This is a genomic window from Tenacibaculum profundicola (assembly GCF_057220795.1).
The window spans coordinates 372,496-389,559 of sequence record NZ_CM170137.1 but is presented as its reverse complement, the minus strand read 5'-3'; the positions used below and the strand labels follow the sequence as shown (position 1 = coordinate 389,559).

General features: G+C 34.3%; 9 protein-coding genes. 4 read left to right on the top strand and 5 right to left on the bottom strand.

The annotated features are described in order from the left end of the window. Positions 1-435 precede the first annotated feature (435 nt). Together dinB and AC2TDS_RS01610 are read right to left on the bottom strand one after the other, a co-directional pair. The gene (dinB, locus tag AC2TDS_RS01615) at positions 436-1,650 is read right to left on the bottom strand and encodes a DNA polymerase IV (protein ID WP_484737386.1); all 1,215 of its coding nucleotides are present in this window, start codon (positions 1,648-1,650) and stop codon (positions 436-438) included. Beyond that, entirely contained in the window at positions 1,647-4,637 is a 2,991-nt protein-coding gene (locus tag AC2TDS_RS01610; protein ID WP_484737385.1) for a DNA polymerase III subunit alpha, read from the bottom strand. The genes dinB and AC2TDS_RS01610 overlap by 4 nt, the downstream gene beginning before the upstream one ends. 52 nt (positions 4,638-4,689) lie before the next feature. On the opposite strand from AC2TDS_RS01610, the gene AC2TDS_RS01605 reads away from it, so the two are divergent. Further along, entirely contained in the window at positions 4,690-5,460 is a 771-nt protein-coding gene (locus AC2TDS_RS01605) for an XRE family transcriptional regulator (RefSeq protein ID WP_484737384.1), read from the top strand. A gap of 10 nt (positions 5,461-5,470) precedes the next feature. Then, positions 5,471-6,901: an exonuclease domain-containing protein gene (locus tag AC2TDS_RS01600; RefSeq protein ID WP_484737383.1), complete on the top strand. Its 1,431-nt coding sequence runs from the start codon at positions 5,471-5,473 to the stop codon at positions 6,899-6,901. A 105-nt stretch (positions 6,902-7,006) separates the two neighbouring features. On the opposite strand, the gene AC2TDS_RS01595 is transcribed toward AC2TDS_RS01600, so the two are convergent. Then, the gene (locus AC2TDS_RS01595) at positions 7,007-7,927 is read right to left on the bottom strand and encodes a LysR substrate-binding domain-containing protein (protein WP_484737382.1); all 921 of its coding nucleotides are present in this window, start codon (positions 7,925-7,927) and stop codon (positions 7,007-7,009) included. Positions 7,928-8,533: 606 nt separating this feature from the next. Then, positions 8,534-9,424, bottom strand: a complete 891-nt coding sequence (locus AC2TDS_RS01590; protein ID WP_484737381.1) for a LysR family transcriptional regulator — start codon at positions 9,422-9,424, stop codon at positions 8,534-8,536. A gap of 362 nt (positions 9,425-9,786) precedes the next feature. On the opposite strand from AC2TDS_RS01590, the gene hutH reads away from it, so the two are divergent. Then, a complete protein-coding gene (gene hutH, locus AC2TDS_RS01585; protein ID WP_484737380.1) occupies positions 9,787-11,283 on the top strand; it encodes a histidine ammonia-lyase in 1,497 nt (498 codons plus the stop codon). Positions 11,284-11,285: 2 nt separating this feature from the next. After that, positions 11,286-13,283 (top strand): urocanate hydratase, encoded by a 1,998-nt coding sequence (gene hutU / locus AC2TDS_RS01580; RefSeq protein ID WP_484737379.1) that lies wholly within the window; start codon positions 11,286-11,288, stop codon positions 13,281-13,283. A 220-nt stretch (positions 13,284-13,503) separates the two neighbouring features. Here hutU and AC2TDS_RS01575 read toward each other — a convergent pair whose 3' ends face one another. Further along, positions 13,504-17,061 (bottom strand): ABC transporter permease/M1 family aminopeptidase, encoded by a 3,558-nt coding sequence (locus AC2TDS_RS01575; protein ID WP_484737378.1) that lies wholly within the window; start codon positions 17,059-17,061, stop codon positions 13,504-13,506. Between the last annotated feature and the right edge of the window lie 3 nt (positions 17,062-17,064).

The following is a 17,064-nucleotide window of genomic DNA, read 5'->3' as shown; positions in this document are numbered from 1 at the left end:
AAAAATTACTGCGACAGCATAATTATTTTTAAAAAGCAATACGAGCTATTTTGGCAAGAGGCAATTTTACAGAACGGCTAATTATGGCTACAAATGTATAGTTACAATGTTTCTTGAAAACCGCGTATTTAAAAAATCATGAACCATTTTACAGAATATGAAATTCTCACGAAAGTTTAAAACAAATGCTAAATGACCCAAGTAATACAGTTTATTAAGAACTTTGAACATTCTGGGATATTTTACATAATATAGAATTATAGCTACATAATAACACACATCAAATCTATAACTAAATATTGTTTTAATATTGAATCATCCACTGGATAATCCAATATTAAAAATGTACTATAATTAATATTATGTTAAATAGAGTATTTAGTAAAATAGAATACCCTTTTTTCATCAATAGTATAAAACAACTACCATCTCTTTCTATTTTCTCCTGTTTGGTAATAATGGCGGTGGTTCACCGTTAAACGGATTCCAACGTGAAATACTTTTAGCTTCCATACCTACAGCACGGATCACAGTGCGGTCGCCATAACGTTCACGCATTTTATCCATTGCCTGGTACAAGCTGATAATCTTTTCATTGTCGTCAAACAAATCAATTTGATAGCCGCCTTCTACTAAATGACTAAATTTTACGCCAATCAAACGTACTAACAATCTTCTTTTATACAAACTCTTATACAATTCTTTAACCAACGGAATAATTTTATGATCTGCCGAACTATACGGAATCTTTCTTTGCAAAGTATACGTCTGAAAATCAGAATACCGTATTTTAAACGTCACACAAGAGGTTAATTTATTACCTCTGCGAAGTTGGTATATCAAATTTTCTGTCATTGCTACTATAATACTCTCCAGTTTACGAACGTCGGTTGTATCTTTATCAAAAGTACGTTCTGTAGAAATAGATTTACGTTCTTGATATTGTAGTACAGGACTGTGATCAATACCATTGGCTTTTTTCCAGATAGCAATACCGTTTTTACCAAATACCCTAGCCATCATTTCTACTGGCATTTCTTGAACCGTTTGTATCTTTTTAATCCCCAAATCACATAAAGATCGGTAGGTTATTTCACCCACCATAGGTATTTTTTTCACCGATAAAGGCGATAAAAAAGGCTTTTCGGTTCCTTTCTCAATTTTAATTTCATTGTTAGGTTTTGCCTCTCCTGTAGCAATTTTAGAAACCGTTTTATTAACAGACATTCCAAAAGAAATGGGCAATCCTGTTTCTTTAATAATTCGCTGTCTGAGCTCCGATGCCAGTTGATGACATCCAAAAAAACGATCCATTCCGGTTAAATCAATATAAAACTCATCAATAGAAGTTTTTTCATACAATGGCACCGCATCTTTAATCACTTCAGTAACCGATTCTGAAAATTTGGTGTAAATCCCCGCATTACCTCGCAATACAATTGCTTCTGGGCACAACTGCTTTGCCATACGCATAGGCATGGCAGCATGTATACCAAAAGTACGCGCCTCGTAACTACAAGAGGCCACCACTCCCCTGTCAGATGTGCCTCCGATAAGCACTGGTTTTCCATGTAACTTGTTATCCATTAATCGCTCGCAGGAAACAAAAAAAGTATCCAAATCCATATGTACTATTGAACGCTCACTCATATCACTCGTTTTGAAGTTGGTCGTTGTGCTTTTCTACTATCTGCATAGCGCGGATCTTCAATAATTGCCAATCGTTTCATGCTGGTAATTTCAAGAGTAATACAATCAAATTCTTCTATTACTTTTCCGTGTAAACGATAGATTCCTGTACCGTTAAAAGGATACTTTTTTGCTACTGGCGGAAAGTGAACCGTATCAATAAACTCCCCATCACGGTCTAAAAAAGTTCCGAAATACATGTGATTTCCATTAGAAGTACTTGTTTTTTTAATCGTTACCAAATAGCCTTCAATAACAACCATTTGATTTCTATATTGCTGTAGTTTTTTTGCTTTAAGAAGGTAAGAACTCTCTTCCAACAACAACACAAAAGGGCTGCACAAAGGGTATCCTAGTAGCTCTATTTGATCAAAAGCATCTTCTAACACAGAAGAAGATAACTGAGGCGTATTATAACTGATTCGCTCCGTTTTAAAAAGTGTTATTCGCTGCTCTTCTACCGGTATCTTATTCGTTTTCATATGTGCTTCCCACAAAAGAACACGCTTGTTCTTTCCCGTAAAGGCAAAAGCATTGATTTTAATGAGAATTGACATTTGTTCTATAGAAATAGGTACCCGCTCAATAAAATCATCCAAACTCTTAAACGGTCCAGATGCATTGCGTTCTTCTAAGAGTTTATGAATGGTTTTACTTTCTAGAGCTTGTAAAAACATAAAGCCGATAAAAATCTCTTTACCATAAATAACCGTTTGATGCTCACTCTTATTCATACAAGGAGCTTTGATAATTCCTCCGTGCATTCGAGCCTCGTGTACATAAAGCTCCGTTCGGTAAAAACCACCGTAATTATTAATCGTAGCCACCATATATTCAAGCGGATAATAGGCTTTTAAAAATAAGCTTTGATAGCTCTCTACAGCATACGAAGCCGAGTGCCCTTTGGCAAAAGCATAGCCCGCAAAACTTTCTATTTGTTTCCATACTTCTTGTGTTAATCTCGGCGATTTTCCTGTTTGCTTACAATTTTGAAAAAATTGGTCTTTTACCTTTAAAAACTCCTCTCTAGACCGGAATTTTCCCGACATTCCACGACGCAGCATATCAGCTTCTTCCAGAGTAAGCCCTCCAAAATAATGAGCCACTTTAATCACATCTTCCTGATACACCATTACGCCATACGTTTCTGGCATAATAGCCAACATTACCGGAGGAGCTTTTTTTCTTTTTTCAGGATATCGAAACCGAAGAATGTATTCTCGCATCATTCCTGATTTTGCTACTCCTGGTCTGATCACAGAACTAGCGGCCACCAAGCCTAAATAATCATCTACCTGTAACTTTTTAAGCAGCATACGCATTGCGGGCGATTCTACATAAAAACAACCAATTGCTTGGGCGCTCTTAAGCAAGTATTTAATACGAGAATCTTTTTTAAATCGCTGTATATCATGAATATCTACAGGGGCAATGTCTGGGTGATTGTAACGGATAATGTTTACAGCATCTTTAATTTTTCCCAGTCCTCGCTGACTTAAAATATCAAACTTATACAAACCTATATCTTCTGCTACTACCATATCAAATTGCGTGGTAGCATACCCTTTCGGAGGCATGAAGGTAGCGGTATAATGATGAATTGGTTTTTCAGAAATTAAAATTCCTCCAGCGTGAATGCCTAAATAATTAGGAAATCCCTGAATATAGCTACTATACATAACAACTAACTGCGAAAGCTTATCTAGCTTATTGTAATTGTAATGCCTAGAGGAAAGAAGATCAATTTCAGATTTCGGCAAGCCAAATACCTTCCCTAGCTCGCGAACAGCCGCTTTGTATTTAAAGGTATTGTATACCGTAATAAGTGCAGTATGTTTAAATCGTTCAAAAATAAAACGAGTAATATCATCTCTATCGGTCCAGGAAAAATCGATATCGAAATCTGGGGGATTTTTTCTGTATAAATTAATAAAACGCTCAAAGTATAAATCCAATTCAACAGGATCTACATCGGTAATACGAAGTAAATAAGCAATTATACTATTGGCACCACTACCCCGCCCTACATAAAAATATCCTTTAGATCGCGCGTATTTTAAAATTTTCCAGTTGATTAAAAAATACGAAACAAACCTTTTATCTTTAATAATTTGCAACTCTTTTCGAATTCGAGCCTGTATGATATCACTGGTTTTTTGATACCGATAACTAAGTCCGCCATACACCAATTTTTCAAGCAATCGGTAATCTAAATTTTCATTATTGGTATATGATTTTTGATTATTCGGCTCGTCATTTGAAAAATCAAAGTCTATAGAACATTGCGCTAACAATTGTTGGGTATTCCGAATAATCAAAGGGTATTCAGCAAACGCATTACTAAGCTCTTCTTCACTGATAATACAATCGCTTTTAGAAGCTTGTTCCGATACAGGAAGCTTGCTTAACAGCGTATTATTGTCTATTGAACGAAGCAATCGATGTGTATTAAATCCTTTTTGATCTTCAAAAGAAATACTTTGCCATACCACCAGCTTGTCAAGCCTGTTTTTCCATTTTGAAAACGTTAATTGCCCCAATTCTTCTTTGCGTATACCTATAAACTCATGTTCACTAAGCCTGAAGTCTGCCCCTTTTTTAAAAGGATATATTACAAAAGTATGTGACAGTCGTTTAGCTTGTTTGGGAATTTCAAAAGATTTTTGATGTAAAAACCCTGATAAATAGCGGTTAATATTCTCAAAACCTATATTGCTTTTAGCAAGGATCACAAATTGTTGTTGAATTCCGTTCCTAAAGTCAACTCCAACCACTGGTTTAACAGTATATTTGGGAGCCAACCGAACGATATCCATACACGCAGAAGTAGTATTGATATCTGTTAGTACAAGTGTTTTAAAACGATGCTCTTTGGCAAGCTCTAATAATCGCTTCGGAGCTATAGTTCCGTACCGTAAACTGTAATATGTATGATTGTTTAAAAACATTTTTCAAATTTAGCTACAAAAAATAGCTTTTCTTGCTTATATTTGTAGCATTATGAATTATATCGCAAAAAACATTAGACATTTACGAAGGTTGAAAGGGTATACGCAAGAGCAGTTAGCAGAAGAAACTCAGATGACCCGCTCTAAAATAGGCTCTTATGAAGAAGGTCGATCAGACCCTCCTATCGATATGCTTATAAAATTTTCAGCGTATTTTTCACTTCCTATTGATGTGTTGATTAAAAATGATTTGACCTATGCCACCGATACTTCTTTTATAGAAATAGGAAATCAACGGGTATTATTTCCTATTGCTGTAGATATAGACAATACGGATTTAATCGAAGTGGTTCCCGTAAAATCATCTGCGGGGTATTTGTTGGGCTATGACGACCCGGAATATATAGAACAACTAGAAAAAATAAAACTTCCTTTTCTACCCACTGGAAAACACAGAGCTTTCCCTATTAAAGGAGATTCTATGTTGCCAATGAAAGATGGTTCTTATGTTGTGGCAAAATATGTGGAAGATATACGAGATATAAAAGACGGTACGTCTTATATTATTGTAACGGCAAATGATGGTATGACCTATAAAAGGGTATATGATAAAATTGAAGAAAAACAAGGCCTGTTATTGGTGCCTGACAATAAAAATTATCAGCCATATCACGTTCCTATAACCGAGGTATTGGAGCTATGGGAGTTTACCTGTAGTATTAATACCCAAGAGTACGATGAACGCGACTTAAAAATTAGTAGTATTGCACTAATGTTAAATCAATTAGGAGTTGAATTGAAAGCATTGGAAAAAATGATGTAATAAACAGCGCATGAAATACGCAATTGTAGATATAGAAACTAATGGAGGTGTTAAAATTACCGAAATAAGTATTTTGATTTTTGATGGAGAAACCATCATAGACGAGTTTACTAGCCTGGTAAACCCTGAATCGAATATTCCTCCGTTTATCACCAATCTTACAGGTATCACCCCCGCTATGGTTGCCAATGCTCCAAAGTTTTACGAGATAGCGCAAAAAGTATATGAAATCACTAAAAACACGGTGTTTGTAGCGCATAACGTGAATTTTGATTACGGGATTATAAGCAAAGAATTTAAAGAACTAGGACTAAGCTTTAAGCGTAAGAAACTCTGTACTATTAGGCTTTCTAGAAAATTACTACCTAATAAAAAATCGTATAGCCTTGGTAATTTATGTACTTCTGAGGGTATTACTATTAACGACAGGCACAGGGCTAAAGGAGATGCTGAAGCTACGGTTATTCTTTTTCAAAAACTGTTGCAGTTAGATAAAGACAACGAAAAAAGTGTGTTCGCTTCATTTTTAAACCCTCGTTCCCGACAAGCGACCCTGCCTCCACTCCTTCCTAAAGAAGTTTTTGATAGCTTATCTGAAAAAACAGGTGTGTATTACTTTAAAAACGAGGCCCAAGAAATTATTTATGTAGGAAAGGCCAACAACATAAAACAACGGGTACTGAGTCACTTTTACGATAAAAAGAAAAAAGAGATTTCAATGTGCATGGCTACTGCTGATATTTCTTTTACTGAAACAGGAAGTGAGCTTTTAGCCTTATTATTAGAATCTTCAGAGATTAAAAAATACTACCCTAAATACAACAGAGCCCAGAGAAGAACCACCGAAAGCATTGGACTGTTTAGTTATGAAGACAGAATGGGAATTATCCATTTAGCATGGAATAAATTAAAATTAGCGCCTAATCCTATTGCAAAGTTTTACAGCATTTCCGAAGCCAGAAGTTTTGTAGAAAAACTGTGCGAAGAGTTTGTTTTATGTCCAAAATACTGTCATTTACAAACCAATGTAAGTAGCTGCTTTCATTACCAGCTAAAAAAATGTAAAGGAATATGTAGAGAGGCAGAAACCATAACAGCATACAACAAGCGAGCTACAAAAGCCTTAGAATCGGTGAAATTTACCTCAGAAAATTTTATTATTAAACAAGCAGGATTAACAGATGATGAGTATGCATACGTGTTGGTTCTAGACGGTTTTTATAAAGGTTTCGGATATTTAAAAAAGAGCACTAAAGAAGCTTCTGTAGATGATTATTTAAACGCAATTATAGAACAAAAAGACAATAGAGATATTCACAGAATATTAAAATCTCATCTTAAAAACAACGCTGACACTCTTGTTCAACTGCCTAATCACATCAAACATAATAATAATCTTGACTTAGATTTTCAGTTGGCTATGAATATTCCTGAACAGTAACCGCACTAATTTTCGGATCCTTATTGTATTGGTTAATTTCGAGTTTACCCAAATTATACCATTCATTTCTGATGCAAATTTACCGATCGATCATATTTATGCCCACTAGGGTTCAATCCAACTAAAAAACTTCTCTTTAATATCCTCTTTTTCGGCCTTTAAATACGCTATGAAAGCGGCTGCTACTGGCGATAACGATTTGTTTTTTAACCAAACTAAATTCCATTGTGTATGAATCGGTAACCCAGGGTAGTCTATAATCGAAATATTCCCGTTGTCAATAGTATTTTTAATCCCAATTAAAGGCATAATCGAATAGCCTAGTCCAGCAATAACCGCCTGTTTTAAGGCTTCATTGGAAGTCAATTGAATTTTTTTCGTAACTGGTATATTTCTTCCATTAAGAAAAGCTTCCATCGCATTACGCGTAGCAGACCCCTTTTCACGATACAATAGCGGTTCTTGTAAAAATAGTGTCGATGCATCCCCTTTCCAATTAAGTTTCCTTTCTTTCCCTCCTACTAAATATAAACTGTTTTTAACTAGTGGTAATGTTGATAATGATAAATGTTTTGGTAAAACGGATACTAACCCAAAATCAACCGCATTACTTTCCAAATCATCTACTACTTTTTGTCTATTGGTTACATCAATTCTAAAATCGATATCGGGATGCCTATTAACGAAACGAGAAATATAATACGGAAAAACATATTTTCCGGTAGAAACAGATGAGATTCTAAGTTTACCAGCCAGTATTCCTTGATAAGCTTTTGTTCTATGTTCTATTTCAGCAACCTGACTTAAAATTTTTTGAGCCAATTCAGCAATTTCCCGGCCAAAATCGGTAATATACAGTGTTCTTCCAATAATTTCTGTGAGTGCTAAAGGAAACTGATCCTGAAACTTCCTAAGTTGAATAGAAACTGCAGGTTGTGTTAAAAAAAGTGATTCAGCAGCTTTCGTTACACTCTTTTTCTCTACAACTTCCGTAAATACTTTTAGTTGATGCAAGGTATAATTCATAAACACTATTTATGGTTTACATAACAAATATAAATAAAAGTATATGGATTAAAACATCCATATTTGCACCTCCAAAATTAGCATTTTTTCCATATAAAACGAAAAAAGCTATTGTTTTGGACAACCAAATTTATATAAAAACCGAGTTTAGAATTTGAAGTTCATCGACTAAGAAAGTTTTCCCCTTAAATTTAGAGTAAGGTTATTTACCTTTTTCTATTGCGTTCATGAATTGTTTGATGTTAATGCGAGAAAACATGAGATTCCCCTCAGCCAAACATCTAAACTCGTCTCATCATGTCTTCTGCTTTCTGTGCATAACAGAAAGTGAGGCCTGATGGTGAGAGAGGCGTCTGTAAAACCGATTGGAATTTGGAGTTAGCTATTAATGTTGCTTAATTCATTAAAAGGGTTTAAATAACCATCGGCATGATATCATGAAACGAATAGAGAAAAGCCAGTGTTAAAATAAGATCATCTATAGATAGGTATTTACGAGAAACAATTAAAACCGTAATAGTAATATCAGAAATGGGATAATCTACCAGACCTTATTTTTGTAATTTATAATTAGTTACAGTTATTTCACATCACCAATAGTGTAACCTAGTCAATGAATGGTAAAAGCTCCATGGCATTGTGTATAACAGGGTTTCTGTTTTCCTTACTCCAAACAGCCGACAAAGCCGTGCGCTGTGATATCGATGTTAATTCAATAAACTGAATATTTTTATTATGGGTATTCATTAATGACTTCGGAACAATAGAAACTCCAAATCCATTCGCTACCAACTTGTAAATTGAATCTGCATGAATCGTATTGTGAGAGATAATAGGAGAAAAATCATATGCATCGAAAATCTGCATCACCTTTTCATAGTAGGAAACACTATACTCAGGGTCAAACAAAATAAAAGGCGCGTTCTTAAATTGCTCTAAACTTTTAAAATTCAAAATATTAATAGCGTGCTTTTTAGGTAAAACCAAACAAAAAGGTTCTAGTAATATCGTCTTTATATGAATACTCCTAGGCACTCTTTCTAATCGAACAAAACCAATATCAATATCGTTAGATAATAAACTTTCTATTTGACTTTGATTGTCCATTTCTCTTAACCCAAAAGAAATATTCGGGTATTTATGGTTCAGTTTTATTAATAAATTCGGAATTATTTCCTGCATAGCCGAGCCTACATAGCCAAACTTTAAATTCCCGTCTTTACCGTCATTGATAAGCTTTGCATGATTGATAATTCCTTCTAAACTTTTTAAATTTTGCGTAATTTCTTTTTGAAGGTATTTTCCTGCTTCAGTGAGTACCACACTCCTATTATGTCTCTCAAACAGCTTCATTCCTAAACTATCCTCTAACTGCTTGATCTGCCTACTTAACCCAGGTTGAGAGATGTATAATTTTTCTGCGGCCTTTCTATAATGTAGTTCTTCGGCCACCGCCAAAAAATATTTCAGATGTCTATATTCTAATTGATAACCCATAGTTATTAATCTAAATCAATAATAGTATTGTTAAGCATCAAAAATAACAATAAATTTGTAATACCGATTGTTAAGTAAAATTACGCAATCATTTCCTTGCAGTCATTTTTGTGTTTTAGCGATGATCGGCAGTAACCATAACATTTATGGTTAGTAAATTAATACCAGTTATTGTTTGAATTTACTGTAAAAGAAAATGAGTATTTTTTTCTTTATATTAAGATAGGAAAATCAATAATAGCAGTAGCTATGATTTCTTTTATATTGAAATAGAAAGAGAAAAAGGATGTTTTATAACGGGAAATTCAAATGGTAAAAGGTACAACATTAGAAATGGTATAATAAACTTAAGCACACAAAACATGTTTAAATACGGAATAGATAAATTAACGGTTGATAAGGTTATGGCTATTGCCAATAACAAATTAAAAGGAATCTTAACAGAAAAAGCAATAGAGAATATAAATCTATGCAGAGCCAAAGTGGAAACAATGGCAGCTTCTGAAAAAGCGGTTTACGGTATTAACACAGGCTTTGGCCCTTTATGTGATACTCAAATTTCGCCTGAAGAAACGAACTTATTGCAAAAAAATCTATTGATAACACATGCTGTAGGCGTTGGAAATCCAATTGACAAATTTTTGTCAAAAATTATGATGATAACCAAGGTTCACGCACTTTCTCAGGGGTATTCTGGTATTCGATTAGCTGTAGTAGAGCGTATTATTTATTTTATAGAAAACGATTTGTTACCAGTTGTTCCAGAGCAAGGTTCTGTAGGGGCATCAGGTGATTTAGCGCCTTTATCTCATTTGTTTTTACCTTTATTTGGTGAAGGTGAATTTTGGGTTGGAAATGACATAAAGCCTGCTCATACAATATTAGAAAACAACCAACTCGAGTCTATTGAATTAAGTGCTAAAGAAGGATTGGCCTTAATTAATGGAACCCAGTTTATTTTAGCACATGCAATTAACGGTTTGCAGCAAATGGAATACCTGTTAAATTTGGCCGATGTTGCTGGAGCTATGAGTTTAGAAGGCTTTCAAGGAAGTGCTTCTCCATTTAAAGAAGCATTGCATAAAATCAGACCTTTTAAAGGAAACTTAACAGTAGCAGCACGTATGCGAATGTTACTCGAAGGATCGAATAATTTACATTCGCATTCCAATGACGATTGTAAAAGAGTGCAAGACCCCTACTCTATCCGTTGTATGCCTCAGGTTCATGGAGCGTCGCGAAATGCTTATGAACATTTAAAAGAATTGGCAGAGATTGAAATGAATTCGGTTACTGACAACCCTATTATTTTAAGTGAAACAGAAGCTATTTCTGGAGGAAATTTCCATGGGCAACCTTTAGCTATGGCTCTAGATTACGCTTCTATTGCCGCTTCTGAACTCGGTAATATCTCTGACAGAAGATGTTACTTGTTGCTAGAAGGAAAATACGGATTACCCCGTTTACTTACAGAAGCTGGAGGTTTAAACTCAGGGTTTATGATTCCACAATACACCACTGCTGCTTTAGTAACCGAAAACAAATCATTGTGCTTCCCTCCTTCTGCTGACAGTGTTCCAACGTCGTTAGGCCAAGAAGATCATGTATCTATGGGAAGTATTTCTGGACGAAAATTCAATCAAATTCTTGGAAATTTAGAAAAGATTTTTGCCATCGAGTTAATGTATGCTGCGCAAGCTATGGATTTTAGAAGACCGAATACTTTTTCCGATATCTTAGAAGAAAACTTTGCGTTAATACGCAGTAAAGTAGCTAAATTAGAAGCTGATAGAATTTTAAAAGATGATATCTATGCATTAATTAAATTAGTTAAAGAACAAGCATTTAAAGTAGCCTAATAATGACATTTAAAGAATTAATAGTAGTAGGAATTCCATCGAAATTACCCGTACCAAGGGAATATCCTGAAGGAGTTAATAGAGCTCCTAAAAGAAAAGATATTTTATCAAAAGAAGAAAAACAACTAGCCATCAGGAATGCGCTACGTTATTTTCCTAAAGAATGGCACCAAGAGCTAGCTGTTGAGTTTGCGCAAGAACTCAACGATTTTGGTCGTATTTATATGTATCGTTTTAAGCCTAATTATGATATATATGCTCGTGATATTAAAGAATATCCAGCAAAATCTACGCAGGCAGCGGCTATCATGCTCATGATACAGAATAATTTAGACCCTGCTGTTGCACAGCATCCTGAAGAATTAATTACCTACGGTGGTAATGGAGCTGTTTTTCAAAATTGGGCACAGTATTTACTCACCATGCAGTATTTAGCTACGATGACCGATGAACAGACATTGCATATGTATTCTGGGCATCCGATGGGTTTGTTCCCTTCTTCCAAAGAGGCGCCAAGAGTGGTAGTTACCAACGGAATGATGATTCCTAATTACTCTGCTCCTGATGATTGGGAAAAATACAATGCTTTAGGGGTTACGCAATACGGTCAAATGACCGCAGGATCTTATATGTACATCGGACCACAAGGTATTGTTCATGGAACTACCATTACCGTAATGAATGCTTTTCGCAAAATTTTAAATAAAGGTGAAACTCCCAAAGGAAAAATATTTTTAACGGCTGGTTTAGGTGGTATGAGCGGTGCACAACCCAAAGCAGGAAATATTGCAGGTTGTATAACCATCGCAGCAGAAGTGAATGAAAAAGCAGCGACCAAGAGATATGAACAAGGATGGGTGGATGTTTTAGTAGATAACATGAACGATTTATTAGCGCGTGTTAAACAAGCACAGGCGAATAATGAAGTGGTTTCTATTGCTTTTATTGGAAATATTGTGACTATTTGGGAACGTTTTTATGAAGAAAATATATTTATCCATGTTGGTTCCGATCAAACCTCGTTACATATTCCTTGGACGGGAGGTTATTATCCTGCTGATATTTCTTACGAAGAATCTAACCGATTAATTCGCGAAGAGCCTGAAGTATTTAAAAAAGAGGTTCAAAAAACACTATGCCGTCATGCAGCTGCCATAAACAAACATACCGAAAGAGGTACTTACTTCTTTGACTACGGAAATGCCTTCTTATTAGAAAGTTCTCGAGCTGGTGCAGAGGTAATGGCCGATAACGGTATTGATTTTAAATACCCATCGTATGTACAAGATATTTTAGGTCCGATGTGTTTTGATTATGGGTTTGGTCCTTTTCGTTGGGTTTGTGCTTCTGGAAAACCTGAAGACCTGGATACTACCGATGAAATTGCAGCGACTGTATTACAGGAAATCATGGAAAACTCTCCTGAAGAGATCCAATTGCAAATGCAAGATAATATAACGTGGATCAAGGATGCTAAAAAGAATAAAATGGTGGTAGGTTCCCAGGCGCGTATTCTATATGCTGATGCCGAAGGACGTGCTAAAATTGCGGAAGCGTTCAATAATGCTATCGCCGAAGGCAAAATAGGCCCTGTTGTTCTTGGAAGAGATCATCATGATGTTAGTGGTACCGATTCACCTTATAGAGAAACCTCTAATATTTATGATGGAAGTAAATTTACAGCGGATATGGCTATTCACAATGTTATTGGAGATAGTTTTAGAGGTGCTACTTGGGTTTCTATCCACAATGGTGGTGGCGTTGGCTGGGGTGAAGTGATGAATGGTGGTTTTGGTATGTTATTAGACGGTACAGCTGCGGCAGATGCTCGCTTGAAAAAAATGTTGTTTTACGATGTAAATAACGGTATTGCTCGTAGAAGCTGGGCCAGAAATAAAGAAGCCTTGTTTGCTATTAAACGTGAAATGGAACGTACACCAAATTTACAAGTTACGGTACCTAATCTAGTGGATGATACACTTTTAGAGGAACTGTTTTAAGTAATGAATATCTAAAATTTTAAGACTGCTAATATCATACGATTAGCAGTCTTTTTTTAATCTACAGTACTTCTTATACGATTTACAAATAAATATTTCGCATATCTATTATTTCTTTTGTGGCTATTTTTGCGTTATAAAACTTAACCATAGCTTGGCTATGCTAAAGTTTTATGCCTTAAACTAACTTAAAATAATTCAATACCTATACACGAAATATTTATCTGTAAATGATATTATTTGCTCTTCTTTCCTCTAATCTGGTTCCATAAGGGTCAATAGCTACATACATCGGTTTCTTATCTACAATAAACTTTATTTCTTGCGCTTTACTTGAGATTTTATGGTGATTTAAATATATAATCTCCTGATTTTCTGATTCGCTAGGGTGGTTTATAAATGCACCAACTTGTATCGGTTCGTTTAGGTCAATTTCTACCATTTTACCAGTCTCCAACATTTCAAAACGTTTCGCATCAACAGAAAGTGTTATCTCATATTGCCCATTATCCAATTCTTTAATGCTACTGTTCTTTAATTCCAAATCATAGGTGATTATTTTCTTAAACCAATCATCAACCAATGAATGATATTCTTCGGGAGTTACCTTATATATTTCATGTAACAGAGCTACTGAAGTAACCTTTGGTACCATATCATTCTTATGCAATTTTAAAAGACGTTGTATCGCTTTGTTCATTTGATCGGTTCCTATGAGTTCTTTTATCGCTAAAAAAGAGATACATGCTTTTCCGTAAATTAAATATTCTTCATCATCTGTCAAATAAATTGGTGCTTCTTTCTTAGATGCGTAAGCTCTTGCAGAAAAATATCTAGTAGCGGCTTGTTCATTCAATTCCCATAATACCTTTTTACCCATATATTTTTCCATTACTGCGGCTTCTGTATATTTACACAAACCTTCAGTAATAATTCCAGCTCCTTCGGTGTTTTTAGGAGTTAATGTATGTCCCCAGTATTGATGTGCGACCTCATGAATAGTACGTTTAGCCACAACATCAAAATTAGTCTCTTTTGTATCAATTAAATATAAATTATCCTCTACCATTACAATGGTTCCAGGGGTAGCAATACCACCAAAGGGCCAGTGATTTGGTAATTCAGCTATACGAAGGTGGTCAAACGGAAAATCATCAAAATTTTGTGTGCAATAATCAATAGTCTGTTTTGTTTGTTTTGTTATATTTTCAATATTGTGATAATGTTGCGGCAAATAATACTGCTCTATAGCTATGTCTTTATATGTAGTGGCACTAATTTTATATTCCCCTGAAATATAAGCCATAAATGGAACTACTCGTTCTGAAAATTTATAATGATAATAATTTCTATCATTTTCTTTCCATGTATTGACCAATTTACCAGTAGCAATTGCTGTTTGATTTTCTTGTGTTGAAATAATGGTTTCTATAGGTATTTTTTGATAATGGACATCACTAATCTCAAAATGATCATTGTCATGTACGTCATCTACCTTTTTTGGCAATCCTCTTTCAAGTCTTTCATGTGCATTTTGTATTTCAAGGTTGCTAGTATATCCTAATATGGGTGAAAAAGCATTTCTATTAATAAATGTACCATTTTTAACTATATTTCTGCTAGTTTCGAAACCTTCATTAGTATCTTCTATTACATAACTATAATACACCTGCTCTCCTACCTCTAAAGGTTTATCAAAGCTATATAAACGTACGTTATGTTCGGTATCCTGTTTTTCTAACCTTGCTTTTCCAATTGTCATTTCAGTTACTGGAATTACCTCTGTAATCAGTAATTCTTTTAAAGGTACTTTACCTTTATTCTCTAGGATACAGCTAACTTTAACACGGTATTTTCGTTCATTGGGGAAAATATCTATGTACGTTTTATAACTTACTGGTACTAATTGCCTTGGAGTATCATGTTTTTTGTAATTCCGCTCATAACTCTCACTCATATCCAATACTTCTTCGCTATTTGTATATATAGAAACTATGTTGGTATTGTAATATATAACGCCTACGGATGCTGTAAATAAAACACTTACAATTACTAGTAAAGCAATTTGTAGGAGATTCCAGTTAGCTTTTAAGGTTTTGATGCTAAACTTAAAGCTGTATTCATTGCCCCTCTTCCATATCTTAAAGGAAACAAGGGTTAATAATGTACCTAAACATATCCAACAAAAAGCATAATACCCAAAAGCTTTTAAAGTATCCGAATATCCATACATATTACTGAAAGTTATCCGTGGCAAAGCTCCTATTTTTAGTAACGAGTGTTCTATACCTAACATTCCAGAAACTGGGGTTCCAAAAATTATTATTATCAGACCTGAAACAGCCATTCCTACATATTTACTTGAAGTAATACTTTGAGTAAAAAACACTAAACAAATGTAAAACAATAGATTAGCTATATTTATTGCTATGAAACTAATATATTGGCTGAAATCAAATTCAATATAATTATTGCTTAGTTGAAACAAAATAGAAAACATAGTACTGATAATAAGTAAGATCACTGGTAATAAAAATAAGGCACTAAATTTTGACCAAAAAAAGATATGGTTGGCTGTAGGAGTTCCATAAATTATCTCATTTATTTTAGTTGATTTTTCTCTCCATACAATTTCACCGCTATAAAAAACAAGTAATATTATACTTAATAAATAAAACGGTATTTCTATTAACTCCAGTAATAAATTGGTTGTGGGATAATAACTTTCATGATAAGGACCGCTATCTTTTACTCCAGCAAAAATTTCGGTAGCAATAATAATAATCCAAATGAGCACAATAGCCATAAATGGTAGGCTTTTAAATATGGAGCTTATTTCTAATTTTACTAATGAATAATAACTGGTAAAAGAAGAACGTGTATTTAATGTTACAGATACTCTCTTGTAGGCGATATGCTTCGAGTTTTTTAAAGTAATAGCTTTCTTCTTAATTTTCCTATTACTTTCCTTAAAAGAGAATAAATAATAGGTTCCTACTAAAATAGAACTTCCAATGAGTAGCCAAAAAACTCTATTCCACATAAAGAAGTCAGAAAAAGAAAGTAGCAGTGTGTTTTTTTGAAAAGGTGTCCAAAACTGAGTTTGTTCAAAAAATGCAGAAATCCCGAATGGATCCGCTATAGCGGCAAATATCATGTTTTCTGGAGAAGGTGCAACGGAGTTTGCGATTAAAGGTGAATTCAAAAAAATAGCACATAAAAAATATCCCATATACATACATATAGCACTTACATAAACAGCTATATTACTTTTGGTTAACATAGCTATAGAAGTAATTATAGAAGTTGCTATAAACACATTGGGCAGTACCATAAGACACCAAGGCCAAAAATAACTCATAAAGTGAAATTCTTGTAATCGTTCTGGATCAAGATTCGATAAGGAATATCCGAAATACAACCCTACTAATGATAATGTAAACGTTATAAGAGAAGTCATAAATACTCCCAGTATTCTACTCAAAAAATAATCTCTTTTAGAAATAGGGCTGCTATAAATCAATGATTCCATCTTATGGTGTTTCTCTCTTAATACACCACTGATAGTATAAAACATAATAGCAAACAGAACTCCTAAACTAATTAATCCTATTTTTTTATTAATCTCATAGGCCGAATTAAAATCTATATTGGCCATTGCCGTTGCTTGACTGCCAACGAGATATCCGAAATATAAAAATATCAACCCAAAACCTAAAAAGGCTCTTTGCTTTATCTGATAATGAACTTCAAATAATAATAATAGTAGTAGTTTCATCGT